A 14,733-nucleotide genomic window follows, 5' to 3' on the forward strand; every position below is an offset into this window, starting at 1 on the left:
CTTCGCGTCAACCTACGCACACCGCCTACGCCTACCCACCCCCCAAAACCCACAGACCCGACACCACCTCCTTCGTACGAGTTGCGCCACGTCGCCGGGGGGCGTTGGTTCGAAGGGTGTTGTTCAACGACCGCGACGACGCCGGCCGCCGCCTGGCCGAGGCCCTGCGCTCCTACGGAGCCCGGCACCCGGTGGTGCTCGGCCTGCCCCGGGGCGGAGTCCCGGTGGCCTTCCACGTGGCCCAAGAGCTCGACGCCCCGCTCGACGTGGTGGTCGTACGCAAGCTGGGCGTCCCGGGCCACCGCGAGCTGGCGTTCGGCGCCCTCGGCGAAGGCGGCGTACGCGTGATCAACGAGGACGTGGTGCGCCGTGGCGGCCTCCGCCCGCAGGACATGGCGGAGGTCGAGCGAACGGAGACGGCCTCCCTCGTCGACCAGGCCCACCGCTTCCGCGCGGGCCGCCCCCGCCTGCCCGTCGCGGGCCGGACGGCGATCCTGGTCGACGACGGCGTCGCCACCGGCGCCACGGCGGCCGCCGCCTGCGAGGTCGTCCGCGCGCAGGGCGCGACCCACATCGTCATGGCCACCCCGGTGGCCCCTCCGGACGCGGCCGCGCGGCTCTCCGCCTCCGCCGACGAACTGGTCTGCCTCTCGACCCCGCCCGCCTTCTCCTCGGTGGGCCAGTGGTACCGGGACTTCTCCCAGACCCCGGACAGCGTGGTCATCGCCCTCTTGGCCGCCCGATCCCCGGGCCCCACCCCGGACCCACCCGCGGGAGATCGGCATCCGCCCTAGGCCGGCCCGCGTGAAGGCAGGCACCGCTCTCCGGCGCAACGACTCGGCACCCTCGACGAACGGGGCCCGACCGCCCTGCAGGAGCAACGGGAGCTGCCCCGCGCCGCGGCGCGCCGGCGGACCGCCGACCCCCGCACGCCCCAACGGACCCCTGGCTGCCCGACCTGTCGGTGGGTCACTGCGAGGCCCTGGGCCTGTTGGGGGCCTTCGCTGCTTCCCGGCCAGACCCGCGGCGACGGACCGAGATCCTGTCCACGAATAGTCCGCAGCCGCTGACATACGGGTGCACACGGCGGCAGTTGGCCGCGCATACGCGAAGACCCCGTCTCAGCTAAGGCGCTGATGGCGGGGTCTTTGGGCACTTCCTGCGAAGTGCCCCCGGCAGGATTCGAACCTGCGCACACGGCTCCGGAGGCCGTTGCTCTATCCCCTGAGCTACGGGGGCGTGTCGTTCGCGTTGCGGCGACGGGTTGAACACTACCAGCTCGCGGGCGGTGATCAGAAACGGTTTGCGGGGGTGGGGAGGGGTGGGTCGCCCGGAGGGGGTGGAAGTGGGGAAAACCCGGACGCGGAGGCTTAGGCACACCTACTCTCGAGTTGTGCCAGGCGCCTCGCGCCGGGTGCTTGTTGTCGACGACAACAAGGTCATCCGGCAGCTGATCAAGGTCAATCTCGAGCTGGAGGGCTTCGAGGTCGTGACCGCGAACGATGGTGCCGAGTGTCTGGACGTCGTCCACCACGTCCGCCCCGACGTGATCACCCTCGACGTGGTCATGCCCCGGCTGGACGGGTTCGGGACCGCCGCGCGGTTGCGGGCCGATCCGAGGACGCGGGACGTGCCGCTCGCCGTGGTCAGTGCCTGTACGCAGCACGAGATGGAGGCCGGGATCACCGCCGGGGTCGACGCGTTCCTCGCCAAGCCCTTCGAGCCGGCCGAGCTGGTCCGGGTCGTACGGCGGCTCGTCGAGCGGCGGGACCGGCGTGAGCGGGAAGGGGCTCCCGCCGGGACCGGCAGGGGGTGAGGGTGTGGGGGCGAGGGGCAGGTCGGAGGGTGGAGACCGCCGGGAACCAGGGCGTTGTTCACAACGTTGTTCACATCGCGAAACCCCTCGCATGACGTCGGAGGTTCTCCCCTAGGCTGGGTCCCGTGACCCCCGCCGACCTCTCCCGTACCGTCGCGCACGCCGTGCGTGGCGCCGTCGAGGAGGGCGAGTTGCCCGTTGGGGTGGAGCAGCCGGGGCGCGTGGTGGTCGATCGGACGCGGCCGGGCGGGGTGGGGGAGTACGCCACCGCCGTCGCCTTTCCCCTGGCCAAGAGTGCCGGACGCCCGCCCGGGGACGTCGCGCGCGTGCTCGCCCGCCGGCTCGCGCGGGTGCCCGGGATCGACCGGGTCGAGGTCACCGGTGCCGGGTTCCTGAACTTCGTCATGGACCGGCCTTCCGCCGAAGCCCTCGTACGGGACGTGCGTGAGCGCGGCCACCGGTACGGGTGCTCCCCGCAGGCCGTGCCGGTCGCGGACGCCGCGACCCGGGCCGATGTCGTGCGCCGCGCCGTGTCGCGGCTCGGCGGCGACCCCGACACGGGCGGGCTGCGGATCGCGCCCGTACCGGAGAAGGAAGGGGACGTCGTCGCCGCGTACGGTGTCGACGCCGCCCGCTGGGCCATGCTCGCCGTCCCGCCCCACGAGACCCCCGTGTTCGGTTCGCGGGCCCTCCTCGTCCAGGACGAGTCCAGTGACTTCTTCCGCGTGCGGTACGCATACGCCCGCACCCGCGCCCTGCTCCGCAACGCGGCCGCGCTCGGCTTCCGGCCGGAGCCGGGGGACACGGAGCACACCCCCGCCGCCGACGCCCTGCTGCGCGCCCTCGCCGACCACCCCCTCGCCCTCGAAGCCGCCGCCCACCACCGCGCGCCCGAACGGCTCGTGCGCCGGCTCGTCCGGCTGGCCGACGCGCTGCTCGACTTCCAGTACGACGTGCTCCCCAAGGGCGACGAGAAACCCTCGGCCGCCCACCGCTCCCGGCTGGCACTCGCCGAAGCCGCCGGGACGGTGCTGGCCGGTGGCCTGTCCCAGCTCGGCATCGCCGCCCCCGAACGCCTGTGACCCGCGAAGAGAGAATCCGATGAGCCGTTCCGCGCACCCCGCCGGGCCCCGCCACGCCGACGTCCTGCCCGAGGGCCACTACGCGCCGCCGCCCGCCGACCTCAACGCCCTCGACGAGAAGGTCTGGTCCCGCACCGTCACCCGCAACGCCGACGGCGTCGTGACCATGGGCGGGATCGAAGTGACGGCGCTGGCCGAACAGTTCGGGACGCCCGCCTACTTCATGGACGAAGAGGACTTCCGGGCCCGCTGCCGCGCCTGGGCGCACGCCTTCGGCGCCGACGCCGACGTGTTCTACGCGGGCAAGGCGTTCCTCTCCAAGGCCGTCGTGAAGTGGCTGCGGGAGGAAGGACTCAACCTCGACGTGTGCTCCGGTGGCGAACTCGCCACCGCGCTCGCCGCCGGGATGCCCGCCGAGCGGATCGCGTTCCACGGCAACAACAAGTCCGTCGCGGAGATCACCCGGGCCGTCGAGGCCGGCGTGGGCCGCATCGTGCTCGACTCCTTCCAGGAGATCGCCCGCGTCGCGCACATCGCCGCCGACCTGGGTGTCCGTCAGCCCGTGCAGATCCGCGTCACCGTCGGCGTCGAGGCCCACACGCACGAGTTCATCGCCACGGCGCACGAGGACCAGAAGTTCGGTATCGCGGTGGCCGACGGGTCCGCCGCCGAGGCCGTCCGCCGGGCGCTGGGGCACGCCTCGCTGGAGCTGCTCGGCGTCCACTCCCACATCGGATCGCAGATCTTCGACATGGCCGGATTCGAGGTGTCCGCGAAGCGCGTCGTGCGGCTGCTGGCAGCCGTCCGCGACGAGCACGGCGTGGAGCTGCCGGAGATCGACCTCGGTGGTGGTCTCGGTATCGCCTACACCTCCGCCGACGACCCCCGCGAGCCGCACGAGATCGCCAAGGCGCTGCACGAGATCGTCGCGCGGGAGTGCGAGGCGGCGGGGCTGCGCGCCCCCCGGATCTCCGTCGAGCCCGGCCGGGCGATCGTCGGCCCGACCGCCTTCACCCTCTACGAGGTCGGCACCATCAAGCCGCTGGAGGGCCTGCGGACGTACGTGAGCGTCGACGGCGGGATGTCGGACAACATCCGCACCGCCCTCTACGACGCCGAATACGCGGTCACGCTCGTCTCCCGCGTCTCCGACGCCGAACCGATGCTGGTGCGCGTGGTCGGCAAGCACTGCGAGAGCGGCGACATCGTGGTCAAGGACGCCTTCCTCCCGGCGGACCTCGCCCCGGGCGACCTCGTCGCGGTCCCGGCCACGGGCGCGTACTGCCGCTCCATGGCCAGCAACTACAACCACGCGCTCCGGCCGCCGGTCGTCGCGGTGCGCGACGGTGAGGCGCGCGAGATCGTCCGGCGCGAGACGGAGGAAGATCTCCTGCGTCTCGACCTCGGGTGACGCCGGTATTTCTGGGGCGGGCCCCCGGGCCCCCAAAATGGACGTCTCACTCAATGGACCGAGGATGGAAACTGCTGTCCATTGCGTGAGACTGGTCAGACCTGGCACGCAAACCGCGTGCCGGGTGGCGATGGAAGATCGAAAGGCGTAGGTCGAATGATGCGTACGCGTCCGCTGAAGGTGGCGCTGCTGGGCTGTGGTGTGGTCGGCTCAGAGGTGGCGCGCATCATGACGACGCACGCCGAAGACCTGACGGCCAGGATCGGCGCGCCCGTCGAACTCGCCGGCGTCGCCGTGCGTCGTCCCGCCAAGGTCCGCGAGGGCATCGACCCGGCCCTGGTCACCACCGATGCGACCGCCCTCCTCAAACGCGGCGACATCGACGTCGCCATCGAGGTCATCGGCGGCATCGAGCCGGCCCGCGGCCTGATCACCACCGCTTTCGAGCACGGCATCTCCGTCGTCTCCGCGAACAAGGCGCTGCTCGCCCAGGACGGCGCCGCGCTGCACGCGGCGGCCGAGCGGGCCGGACTCGACCTCTACTACGAGGCCGCCGTCGCCGGCGCGATCCCGCTGGTCCGCCCGATGCGCGAGTCCCTCGCCGGCGACAAGATCAACCGCGTCATGGGCATCGTCAACGGCACGACGAACTTCATCCTCGACAAGATGGACTCGACGGGCGCCGGCTACCAGGAGGCGCTCGACGAGGCCACCGCCCTCGGGTACGCCGAGGCCGACCCGACCGCCGACGTCGAGGGCTACGACGCCGCCGCCAAGGCCGCGATCCTGGCCGGCATCGCCTTCCACACCCGGGTCCGGCTCGACGACGTCTACCGCGAGGGCATGACCGAGGTCAGCGCCGCCGACTTCGCCTCCGCCAAGCGCATGGGCTGCACCATCAAGCTCCTCGCGATCCTGGAGCGGGCCGCCGACGGCCGGTCGGTGACCGCCCGCGTGCACCCGGCGATGATCCCGCTCAGCCACCCGCTCGCGTCGGTCCGCGAGGCGTACAACGCCGTCTTCGTCGAGGCGGAGGCCGCCGGGCGGCTCATGTTCTACGGCCCGGGCGCGGGCGGCTCGCCGACCGCCTCCGCGGTCCTCGGCGACCTCGTCGCCGTCTGCCGCAACAAACTCGCCGAGGCAACGGGGCCCGGCGAGTCGGCCTACACCCAGCTGCCGGTCAGCCCCATGGGGGACGTCGTCACGCGCTACCACATCAGCCTCGATGTGGCGGACAAGCCGGGCGTCCTCGCCCAGGTCGCGACGACCTTCGCGGAGCACGGGGTGTCGATCGACACCGTCCGCCAGCAGGGAAAGGACGGCGAGGCCTCCCTCGTCGTCGTCACTCACCGCGCCCCCGACGCCGCCCTCTCCGGGACCGTCGAGGCGCTGCGGAAGCTGGACACCGTTCGCGGTGTCGCCAGCATCATGCGTGTTGAAGGGGAGTAAGGACCCATGAGCAGCAATCGCACCCACCAGTGGCGCGGCATCATCGAGGAGTACCGGGACCGCCTGCCGGTGACGGACGCGACGCCCGTGGTCACGCTCCGCGAGGGTGGCACTCCCCTCGTCCCGGCCCAGGTGCTCTCCGAGCGCACGGGCTGTGAGGTGCATCTCAAGGTCGAGGGCGCGAACCCCACGGGGTCCTTCAAGGACCGCGGCATGACGATGGCGATCACCAAGGCCAAGGAGGAGGGCGCCAAGGCGGTCATCTGCGCCTCCACCGGCAACACCTCGGCCTCAGCCGCCGCGTACGCGGTGCGCGCCGGCATGGTCTCGGCGGTCCTCGTGCCCCGGGGCAAGATCGCGCTCGGCAAGATGGGTCAGGCCCTGGTGCACGGCGCCAAGATCCTCCAGGTGGACGGCAACTTCGACGACTGTCTGGACCTGGCCCGCGCGCTCTCCGACAACTACCCGGTGGCGCTGGTCAATTCCGTCAACCCGGTCCGTATCGAGGGCCAGAAGACGGCCGCGTTCGAGATCGTCGACGCGCTGGGCGACGCCCCCGACGTCCACGTGCTGCCGGTCGGCAACGCGGGCAACATCACCGCGTACTGGAAGGGCTTCAAGGAGTACAAGGCCGACGGCCTGGCCTCCCGTACGCCCCGCGTGTGGGGCTTCCAGGCCTCCGGTTCCGCGCCGATCGTGCGGGGCGAGATCGTCAAGGAGCCGCACACCATCGCGACCGCGATCCGCATCGGCAATCCGGCCTCCTGGGAGTACGCCCTCGCGGCGCGTGAGGAGTCCGGCGGCTTCATCGACGAGGTGACGGACCGCCAGATCCTCGCCGCCTACCGGCTGTTGGCCGCTCAGGAGGGCGTCTTCGTGGAGCCCGCCTCCGCCGCGTCGGTGGCCGGTCTGCTCAAGGCGGCCGAGGCCGGACTGGTCGATCCCGGCCAGACGATCGTGTGCACCGTCACCGGCAACGGCCTCAAGGACCCCGACTGGGCCGTGGCCGGTGCCCCGCAGCCGGTCACCGTTCCGGTGGACGCCGAGGCCGCGGCCGTCCGGCTCGGCCTGGTCTGACCCGGCGCCCGCCCCGCGCGGGTCCGCACCGAGTCGCCGGATTCCGGCAAGCCCCGGGATCCGGCGACTCGGACCGCACGACACGAAAGGTCCGACGGGCAGCCGGCGGGAAACCGACGGGGAGCCGGCGGGAAACCGACGGGAAGCCGAAGAAGGCCGACCGAAGCCGACCGGGGAACGCGACACGCATCGTGTGCCTCCTGTGCGCCCTATGTCGCGAGAGAACCTTCCTTCGATAGGCTGTACTTACATCCGCCACCGCGCATATGACGCGGTGCTGCCCCGAGGGCCTTCGGGTGTCGTACGTTCTCCAGTACATTCGCAGCGAAGATCCCGCCCAGCACCAGATCTCGCACAGTCACAAGGAGTGTCATCGACCGATGGCAGGTCCAGCGTTCCGCGCCGCCGCCGTACGAGTGCGCGTCCCCGCCAGCAGTGCCAACCTCGGCCCGGGCTTCGACGCCCTCGGCCTGGCCCTGGGGCTCTACGACGACGTGGTCGTCCGTGTCGCCGACTCCGGCCTGAACATCGACATCGCCGGTGAGGGCGCCGACAACCTCCCGCGCGACGAGAGCCACCTCCTCGTACGCTCCATGCGCACCGCCTTCGACCTGCTGGGCGGCCAGCCGCGCGGCCTGGAGGTCGTCTGCGCCAACCGCATCCCGCACGGGCGCGGCCTCGGCTCGTCCTCCGCCGCGATCTGCGCCGGCATCGTCGCCGCCCGCGCCGTGACCATAGGCGCGGAGGCCAAACTCGACGACGCGGCGCTGCTGGAACTCGCCACCGAGATCGAGGGCCATCCCGATAATGTCGCCGCCTGTCTGCTCGGCGGCTTCACCCTCGCCTGGATGGACGGCGGCAGCGCCAAGGCGATCCGTATGGACCCCGCCGATTCCATCGTTCCGGTGGTCTTCGTGCCTTCCAAGCCGGTCCTCACCGAGACGGCGCGCGGCCTGCTGCCGCGTTCCGTCCCGCATGTGGACGCGGCCGTCAACGCGGGTCGCGCGGCCCTGCTCGTCGAAGCCCTGACCAGGCGTCCCGAGCTGCTGCTGCCCGCCACCGAGGACCGGCTCCACCAGGAGTACAGGTCCCCGGCGATGCCCGAGAGCGTGGCTCTCGTGGCCCGACTGCGGGCGGACGGTATCCCCGCGGTCATCTCCGGCGCCGGCCCCACGGTCCTGGCGCTGGTCGACAACGGTGCGGCCGACAAGGTCGCGCAGCTCGCGGGCGAGGGGTGGGCGGCCAACCGGCTGGCCCTCGACGTCCCGGGCGCGAGCGTTCTTCCGCTGGGCACCCAGGGCGGCTAGGCCCAGGGCCCGGCCGGCCTGGGGCCGGTGCGGCGGCTGGGCAGGCCGACCGCGCGGAAGGGCGTGATTGCCGGTGATTGAGAGGGGGAATGTCGTTGGATCCGGTAGTGTTAATCTCAAGTGCGCATCCGAAGCCGCCATGGCTCGGTGCTCAGTGTCCCCATTCGGGACCACCTTTCTTCCGGGAGCCTCCCCGACTGCTCTGATCGCCGCGAGCAGTTTCGAGCACGCTCCGGAATCGGCGTGATATTCCCACGCTTCCAGCTCGGGGGCCTCTCGCCGGAACCACCACGCACGTTTCTTCTCCGCCGTATCTCTACCGGCGGACCACCGCCCCGGCTGCAGTCCATGACCCATCAGGTCACAGACTGACGCCGGACAGCACAACCGGTCGCCGAGCCAGACAGGCCGACGTCCGCTCCAGGGAAGGACCCTTCGTGAGCGACACCACCGATCTGATGGGCGCTGCCGACACCAACGTCGACACCAGTGCCCCCGCCGCGGGTGCCGCGGCTGCCACTGCCGGGCGGCGGCGCCGCTCCGGCACCGGCCTTGACGGCATGGTCCTGGCCGAGCTGCAGCAGGTCGCGTCGGGCCTCGGCATCAGGGGCACCGCGCGGATGCGCAAGAGCCAGCTGATCGAGGTCATCAAGGAGGCGCAGGCGGGCGGGAGTGCTCCCAAGGCCGCCGCCTCCGTCGCGGACACCGCCGAGGCCAAGCCGAAGCGCCGCGCCACCAGCAAGGCCCGAACCGGTGAGGCCGCCGCCGAGGCGCCCGCCGAGAAGCCTGCCACGCAGGCCCAGATCGAGATCCCCGGCCAGCCTGCCAGCGACGACGCCCCGGTCGGCGAGCGCCGCCGCCGTCGGGCCACCGCCCCCACCGGCAGCCCGGAGTCCGCGGCGCCCGTCGCCGTCCAGGTCGAGCAGAAGACCGAGACCGCGCCCGCGACGCAGGCCGACGTCAAGGTGGAGGCCGCGACCGCCGTCTCCGCGCAGGGCCAGGGTCAGGGCCAGACGCAGCTCCAGGAGGCCGGCGAGGGCCGCGGCCGTCGGGAGCGCCGCGACCGCGACCGGGGCGAGCGCGGCGACCGCCAGCGCGACCGCCGCGACCGGGGTGCCAAGGCCGACGAGCAGGGCCAGGGCGGCCAGGCGCAGGGCGGCCAGGCCGGACAGGGCCAGGGTGGTCAGGGCGGCAGCCGCCAGGACCGTCAGGACCGCGGCGACCGTCAGCAGCAGGGCGGCCGCGGCCAGGGCCAGGGCCAGAACCAGGGTCAGCAGGGTCGGCAGGACCGTCAGGACAACGGCCCGCAGGACGACTTCGACTCCGAGGACGGCCGTCGTGGCCGTCGCGGCCGCTACCGCGACCGCCGTGGCCGTCGCGGCCGCGACGAGTTCGCGCCGAGCGAGCCGCAGGTCGCCGACGACGACGTCCTGATCCCCGTCGCCGGCATCCTCGACATCCTCGACAACTACGCGTTCATCCGGACCTCCGGCTACCTGCCCGGTCCGAACGACGTGTACGTCTCCCTCGCCCAGGTCCGCAAGGCGGGGCTGCGCAAGGGCGACCACACCACCGGCGCCGTGCGCCAGCCCAAGGACGGCGAGCGCCGCGAGAAGTTCAACGCCCTCGTGCGCCTGGACTCGGTCAACGGCATGGCGCCCGAATCGGGCCGCGGCCGACCGGAGTTCCAGAAGCTGACGCCCCTGTACCCGCAGGACCGGCTCCGCCTGGAGACCGACCCGGGCGTGCTGACCACCCGCATCATCGACCTCGTGTCGCCGATCGGAAAGGGCCAGCGCGGCCTGATCGTGGCCCCGCCGAAGACCGGCAAGACCATGATCATGCAGGCGATCGCCAACGCGATCACCACCAACAACCCCGAGTGCCACCTGATGGTCGTCCTGGTCGACGAGCGTCCGGAAGAGGTCACCGACATGCAGCGGTCGGTCAAGGGCGAGGTCATCTCCTCGACCTTCGACCGGCCGGCCGAGGACCACACCACCGTCGCCGAGCTGGCCATCGAGCGCGCGAAGCGTCTCGTCGAGCTGGGTCACGACGTGGTCGTCCTGCTGGACTCCATCACCCGCCTGGGCCGCGCGTACAACCTCGCCGCCCCCGCCTCCGGCCGCATCCTGTCCGGTGGTGTCGACTCGACCGCGCTCTACCCGCCGAAGCGCTTCTTCGGTGCCGCGCGCAACATCGAGGACGGCGGCTCGCTGACCATCCTGGCCACCGCGCTGGTCGACACCGGCTCGCGCATGGACGAGGTGATCTTCGAGGAGTTCAAGGGCACCGGAAACATGGAGCTCAAGCTCGACCGCAAGCTCGCCGACAAGCGCATCTTCCCGGCGGTCGACGTCGACCCCTCCGGTACGCGCAAGGAGGAGATCCTCCTCAACGCGGAGGAGCTCGCCATCGTCTGGAAGCTGCGCCGGGTGCTGCACGCGCTCGACTCGCAGCAGGCGATCGAGCTGCTGCTGGACAAGATGAAGCAGACGAAGTCGAACGCCGAGTTCCTGATGCAGATCGCCAAGACGACCCCGGCGGGCAAGAACGACGACTGACGGTCGTCACAGCCGGAACGTCCCGAAGGGACCGCCCCCACCGCAGCCGCGGCGGGGGCGGTCCCTTTTCTTCGTACCGCTTCCTTCGTGCCGCTTCCGTCGTGCTGCGACCTTCGCCACACCGCCGCGGGGCCGGCGCACGCGCTCACCCCCGCTTTCGGCGACGTTCCGGTACGCGCCGTGCGCGGCGGGTCACGCGGCGTCAGGAACGGCGTCGGCGGACCGGGGCCGCGGTAGGACCCCGCCCGGGACCGTGGAACCCTGGAAGACGTTCCTCCGTCTGTGTCAGAGAACAGCGGGGGTCGCAGACAGGCCGAACGGGTCGCGGGAGCGGGCCGGGGACCGAGGAGAGCATGAGCGAGGACACCAGGGGCCGCGGCCGCCGCGCCGCGGGCAGCCGGCGCCGGAGAAAAGCGCCCAAGCGCCGTAAGGGCCTCACCGTCGTCGCGTGGACGGCCGCCGGCGTGGTGCTGCTGGGCGGCGCGGGCGTGGGCTACTTCTACTTCAAGTTCAACGGGAACCTGAAGACCGTCGACATCGACGCGGCGCTCGGCAAGGACCGCCCGCAGAACGTCGACAACGGCTCGATGGACATCCTCGTCCTCGGCTCGGACTCCCGCGGCGGGGCGAACTCCGAGTACGGCCGCGACGACGGCGGGTCCGCCCGCTCGGACACGGCGATGATCGTCCACCTCTACGACGGCCACCACAAGGCGAGCGTCATATCCATCCCGCGCGACACGATGGTCAACCGCCCCGCCTGCCAGACGACGGACGGGAAGACGGACCGGGGCAGCAGGCGCTCCCAGTTCAACGAGTCGTTCACCATCGGCGGGGCCGCCTGCGCGGTCAAGACCGTCGAGAAGATGTCGGGGATCCGCATGGATCACTACATCGAGGTCGACTTCACGGGCTTCAAGAAGATCATCGACAACCTCGGCGGCGTCCAGGTGACCACCACCAAGCCGATCAAGGACGGTTCCAGCCACCTCGACCTGCCCGCGGGCCCCAACAAACTCAACGGTGAACAGGCCCTCGGCCTCGTCCGCACCCGCAAGAGCGTCGGCGACGGCAGCGACCTCGGCCGAATACAGCTCCAGCAGGCCTTCATGAAGGCGCTGATCAAGCAGGTCAAGGGAATCGGCGTCTTCGACAACCCCAAGCGGCTGCTCGACCTCGCCGACACCGGCACCAAGGCGCTCACCACCGACAAGCAGCTCGGTGACGTGAAGTCCCTCCTGGGCTTCGCCCAGAGCCTGCGCGGCATCGACGCCCAGAACCTCCAGATGATCACCATGCCGGTGACCGTGGACGCCCTCGACCACGACCGCGTCGCCCCGCTCGCCAAGGAGTCCAAGATGGTCTGGGACGCCCTGCTCGCGGACCAGCCGATCCCGGCCGAGGCGACGGCGAACTCCATGGGGAACAAGGGCACCGCCGGCGGCATCGTCCAGCAGCAGTAGTGCCTCGGGCCGAGCGGCCGGACCCTCGAAAACGCCGGCCGCGGAAGTTTCCCCGCCGCGCGGAATAGATGCCGGCACCTCCCCGTTGAGGGGGGTGTCCTCAGAATTTTGACAGGCGGCCCGGTCCTGGCAGACTGGTCTGTCGGCCCCGGTTCACGCAGCGCGCAATTCGGCCCCTGCGACCCGGCGCCCTCCCGAATCTAGGAGACACCTTGAAGCGCGATGTTCACCCCGAGTACGTCGAGACCCAGGTCAGCTGCACCTGTGGCGCGTCGTTCACCACCCGTAGCACCCTGACCGACGGCACCATCCGTGCCGAGGTCTGCTCCGAGTGCCACCCGTTCTACACGGGCAAGCAGAAGATCCTCGACACCGGTGGCCGTGTGGCCCGCTTCGAGGCCCGCTTCGGCAAGGCTGCCGGCTCGAAGTAGCGAGCCTCCGGCGCCGGATTCCGGCTGCACCGCTTCACCGCGGGCAGCCGGGCCCGGCGCCTTTCTCGTCCCGCAGCCCTTTCTTCACTTTCACCACAGGAGCCCCCGATGTTCGAGGCGGTCGAGGAACTGGTCGGCGAGCACGCCGACCTTGAGAAGAAGCTCGCCGACCCTTCGGTCCACTCGGATCAGGCCAACGCGCGCAAGCTCAACAAGCGCTACGCGGAGCTGACCCCGATCGTCGCGACCTTCCGCGCCTGGAAGCAGACCGCCGAGGACATCGAGACGGCCAAGGAGTTCGCGGCCGACGACCCCGACTTCGCCGCCGAGGCCAAGGAACTGGCCGCCCAGCGCGAAGAGCTCACCGAGAAGCTCCGCCTGCTGCTCGTCCCGCGCGACCCCAGCGACGACAAGGACGTGCTCCTGGAGGTCAAGGCGGGCGCGGGCGGCGACGAGTCCGCCCTGTTCGCCGGCGACCTGCTGCGCATGTACCTGCGCTACGCCGAGCGCGTGGGCTGGAAGACCGAGATCATCGACGCCACCGAGTCCGAACTCGGCGGCTACAAGGATGTCCAGGTCTCCGTCCGCACCAAGGGCGGCAACGGCGCCACCGAGCCCGGCCAGGGCGTCTGGGCCCGCCTGAAGTACGAGGGCGGCGTGCACCGCGTCCAGCGGGTTCCGGCCACCGAGTCGCAGGGCCGCATTCACACCTCCGCCGCCGGCGTGCTCGTCACCCCGGAGGCCGAGGAGGTCGAGGTCGAGATCAACATGAACGACCTGCGCATCGACGTGTACCGCTCCTCCGGCCCCGGCGGCCAGTCCGTCAACACCACCGACTCGGCTGTGCGCATCACGCACATCCCCACCGGTGTGGTCGCCTCCTGCCAGAACGAGAAGAGCCAGCTCCAGAACAAGGAGCAGGCGATGCGCATCCTGCGCTCCAGGCTGCTGGCCGCGGCCCAGGAAGCCGCCGAGCAGGAGGCCTCGGACGTGCGCCGCAGCCAGGTGCGCTCCGTGGACCGGTCCGAGAAGATCCGCACGTACAACTACCCGGAAAACCGGATCTCGGACCACCGGACCGGCTTCAAGGCGTACAACTTGGACCAGGTGCTCGACGGAGACCTCGACGCGGTCATCCAGGCCTGCGTCGACACCGACTCCGCCGCCAAGCTCGCGGCCGCGCACTGAACCGCGACCGTGTGACCGCGGCGCCCGCCTGACCCCCCGCTCCACCCCCGTACGACAGCAGCCCGGAGGACCAGCGTGAACTTGCTGCTTGCCGAGGTGGCCCAGGCCACCCAGCGGCTGGCCGCCGCCGGCGTGCCCTCACCGCGCTTCGACGCGGAGGAGCTCGCCGCCTTCGTGCACGGCGTCAAGCGGGGGGAACTGCACCACGTCAAGGACGCGGACTTCGACGCCCGCTACTGGGAGGCCGTCGCCCGCCGGGAGGCGCGCGAGCCGCTCCAGCACATCACCGGGCGCGCCTTCTTCCGGTACCTGGAGCTCCAGGTCGGTCCCGGGGTGTTCGTGCCCCGGCCCGAGACGGAATCGGTCGTGGACTGGGCCATACACGCCGTCCGGGCCATGGACGTGGTCGAGCCGCTGATCGTCGACCTCTGCACGGGCTCCGGCGCCATCGCGCTGGCCATGGCGCAGGAGGTCCCGCGCTCGCGCGTCCACGCGGTCGAGCTGTCCGAGGAAGCCCTGCGGTGGACCCGCAAGAACGCCGAGGGCTCCCGGGTCACCGTCCACCAGGGCGACGCGCTCGGCGCGCTGCCCGAGCTGGACGGCCAGGTGGACCTCGTGATCTCCAATCCGCCGTACATCCCGCTCACCGAGTGGGAGTACGTGGCCCCCGAGGCCCGTGACCACGACCCCGAGATGGCGCTGTTCTCCGGCGAGGACGGCCTGGACACCATCCGGGGCATCGAACGCACCGCCCACCGGCTGCTGAGGCCCGGCGGGATCGTCGTCATCGAGCACGCCGACACGCAAGGCGGCCAGGTGCCGTGGATCTTCGCCGAGGAGCGGGGCTGGGCCGACGCCGCCGACCACCCCGACCTCAACAACCGCCCGCGCTTCGCGACCGCCCGCAAGGCCATGCCGTGACCGGCGCGACCCCACTCCCGGACA

Annotated in this window: 11 protein-coding genes, 1 tRNA gene and 1 pseudogene; 12 read left to right on the top strand and 1 reads right to left on the bottom strand. The window is 71.5% G+C overall.

The window, feature by feature from the left end; genetic code table 11:
* Positions 1-116: 116 nt before the first annotated feature.
* Positions 117-737: pseudogene (locus tag E6R62_RS21285) on the top strand (phosphoribosyltransferase); the annotation flags it as partial.
* A gap of 430 nt (positions 738-1,167) precedes the next feature.
* On the opposite strand, the gene E6R62_RS21290 reads toward E6R62_RS21285, so the two are convergent.
* A tRNA-Arg gene (locus tag E6R62_RS21290) sits at positions 1,168-1,239 on the bottom strand.
* An 82-nt stretch (positions 1,240-1,321) separates the two neighbouring features.
* Here E6R62_RS21290 and E6R62_RS21295 point away from each other — a divergent pair.
* The 11 genes from E6R62_RS21295 to prmC all read left to right on the top strand — a co-directional run bounded on the left by E6R62_RS21295 (position 1,322) and on the right by prmC (position 14,709).
* Positions 1,322-1,816 (top strand): response regulator, encoded by a 495-nt coding sequence (locus E6R62_RS21295; protein ID WP_206308796.1) that lies wholly within the window; start codon positions 1,322-1,324, stop codon positions 1,814-1,816.
* Positions 1,817-1,941: 125 nt separating this feature from the next.
* Positions 1,942-2,898 carry an ArgS-related anticodon-binding protein NrtL gene (nrtL, locus tag E6R62_RS21300; protein WP_136215101.1) on the top strand — a complete coding sequence of 319 codons (957 nt, stop codon included), beginning with the start codon at positions 1,942-1,944 and terminating at the stop codon, positions 2,896-2,898.
* A gap of 19 nt (positions 2,899-2,917) precedes the next feature.
* Positions 2,918-4,309: a diaminopimelate decarboxylase gene (gene lysA, locus E6R62_RS21305; protein ID WP_136215102.1), complete on the top strand. Its 1,392-nt coding sequence runs from the start codon at positions 2,918-2,920 to the stop codon at positions 4,307-4,309.
* Between the two features lie 159 nt (positions 4,310-4,468).
* The gene (locus tag E6R62_RS21310) at positions 4,469-5,758 is read left to right on the top strand and encodes a homoserine dehydrogenase (protein WP_136215161.1); all 1,290 of its coding nucleotides are present in this window, start codon (positions 4,469-4,471) and stop codon (positions 5,756-5,758) included.
* A gap of 6 nt (positions 5,759-5,764) precedes the next feature.
* Positions 5,765-6,835: a threonine synthase gene (gene thrC, locus E6R62_RS21315; protein WP_136215103.1), complete on the top strand. Its 1,071-nt coding sequence runs from the start codon at positions 5,765-5,767 to the stop codon at positions 6,833-6,835.
* Between the two features lie 380 nt (positions 6,836-7,215).
* Positions 7,216-8,142, top strand: a complete 927-nt coding sequence (thrB, locus tag E6R62_RS21320) for a homoserine kinase (RefSeq protein WP_136215104.1) — start codon at positions 7,216-7,218, stop codon at positions 8,140-8,142.
* 437 nt (positions 8,143-8,579) lie between these two features.
* On the top strand, positions 8,580-10,706 hold the full coding sequence (gene rho / locus E6R62_RS21325) for a transcription termination factor Rho (protein WP_136215105.1): 2,127 nt from the start codon (positions 8,580-8,582) through the stop codon (positions 10,704-10,706).
* 353 nt (positions 10,707-11,059) lie between these two features.
* The gene (locus E6R62_RS21330; RefSeq protein WP_136215106.1) at positions 11,060-12,169 is read left to right on the top strand and encodes an LCP family protein; all 1,110 of its coding nucleotides are present in this window, start codon (positions 11,060-11,062) and stop codon (positions 12,167-12,169) included.
* Between the two features lie 212 nt (positions 12,170-12,381).
* The gene (gene rpmE / locus E6R62_RS21335) at positions 12,382-12,600 is read left to right on the top strand and encodes a 50S ribosomal protein L31 (RefSeq protein ID WP_136215107.1); all 219 of its coding nucleotides are present in this window, start codon (positions 12,382-12,384) and stop codon (positions 12,598-12,600) included.
* A gap of 108 nt (positions 12,601-12,708) precedes the next feature.
* Positions 12,709-13,788: a peptide chain release factor 1 gene (gene prfA, locus E6R62_RS21340; protein WP_136215108.1), complete on the top strand. Its 1,080-nt coding sequence runs from the start codon at positions 12,709-12,711 to the stop codon at positions 13,786-13,788.
* A gap of 75 nt (positions 13,789-13,863) precedes the next feature.
* Positions 13,864-14,709, top strand: a complete 846-nt coding sequence (prmC, locus tag E6R62_RS21345) for a peptide chain release factor N(5)-glutamine methyltransferase (RefSeq protein WP_136215109.1) — start codon at positions 13,864-13,866, stop codon at positions 14,707-14,709.
* Positions 14,710-14,733: the final 24 nt, after the last annotated feature.

It is taken from the genome of Streptomyces sp. A1136 (assembly GCF_004795055.1).
Taxonomy (GTDB): Bacteria; Actinomycetota; Actinomycetes; order Streptomycetales; family Streptomycetaceae; genus Streptomyces.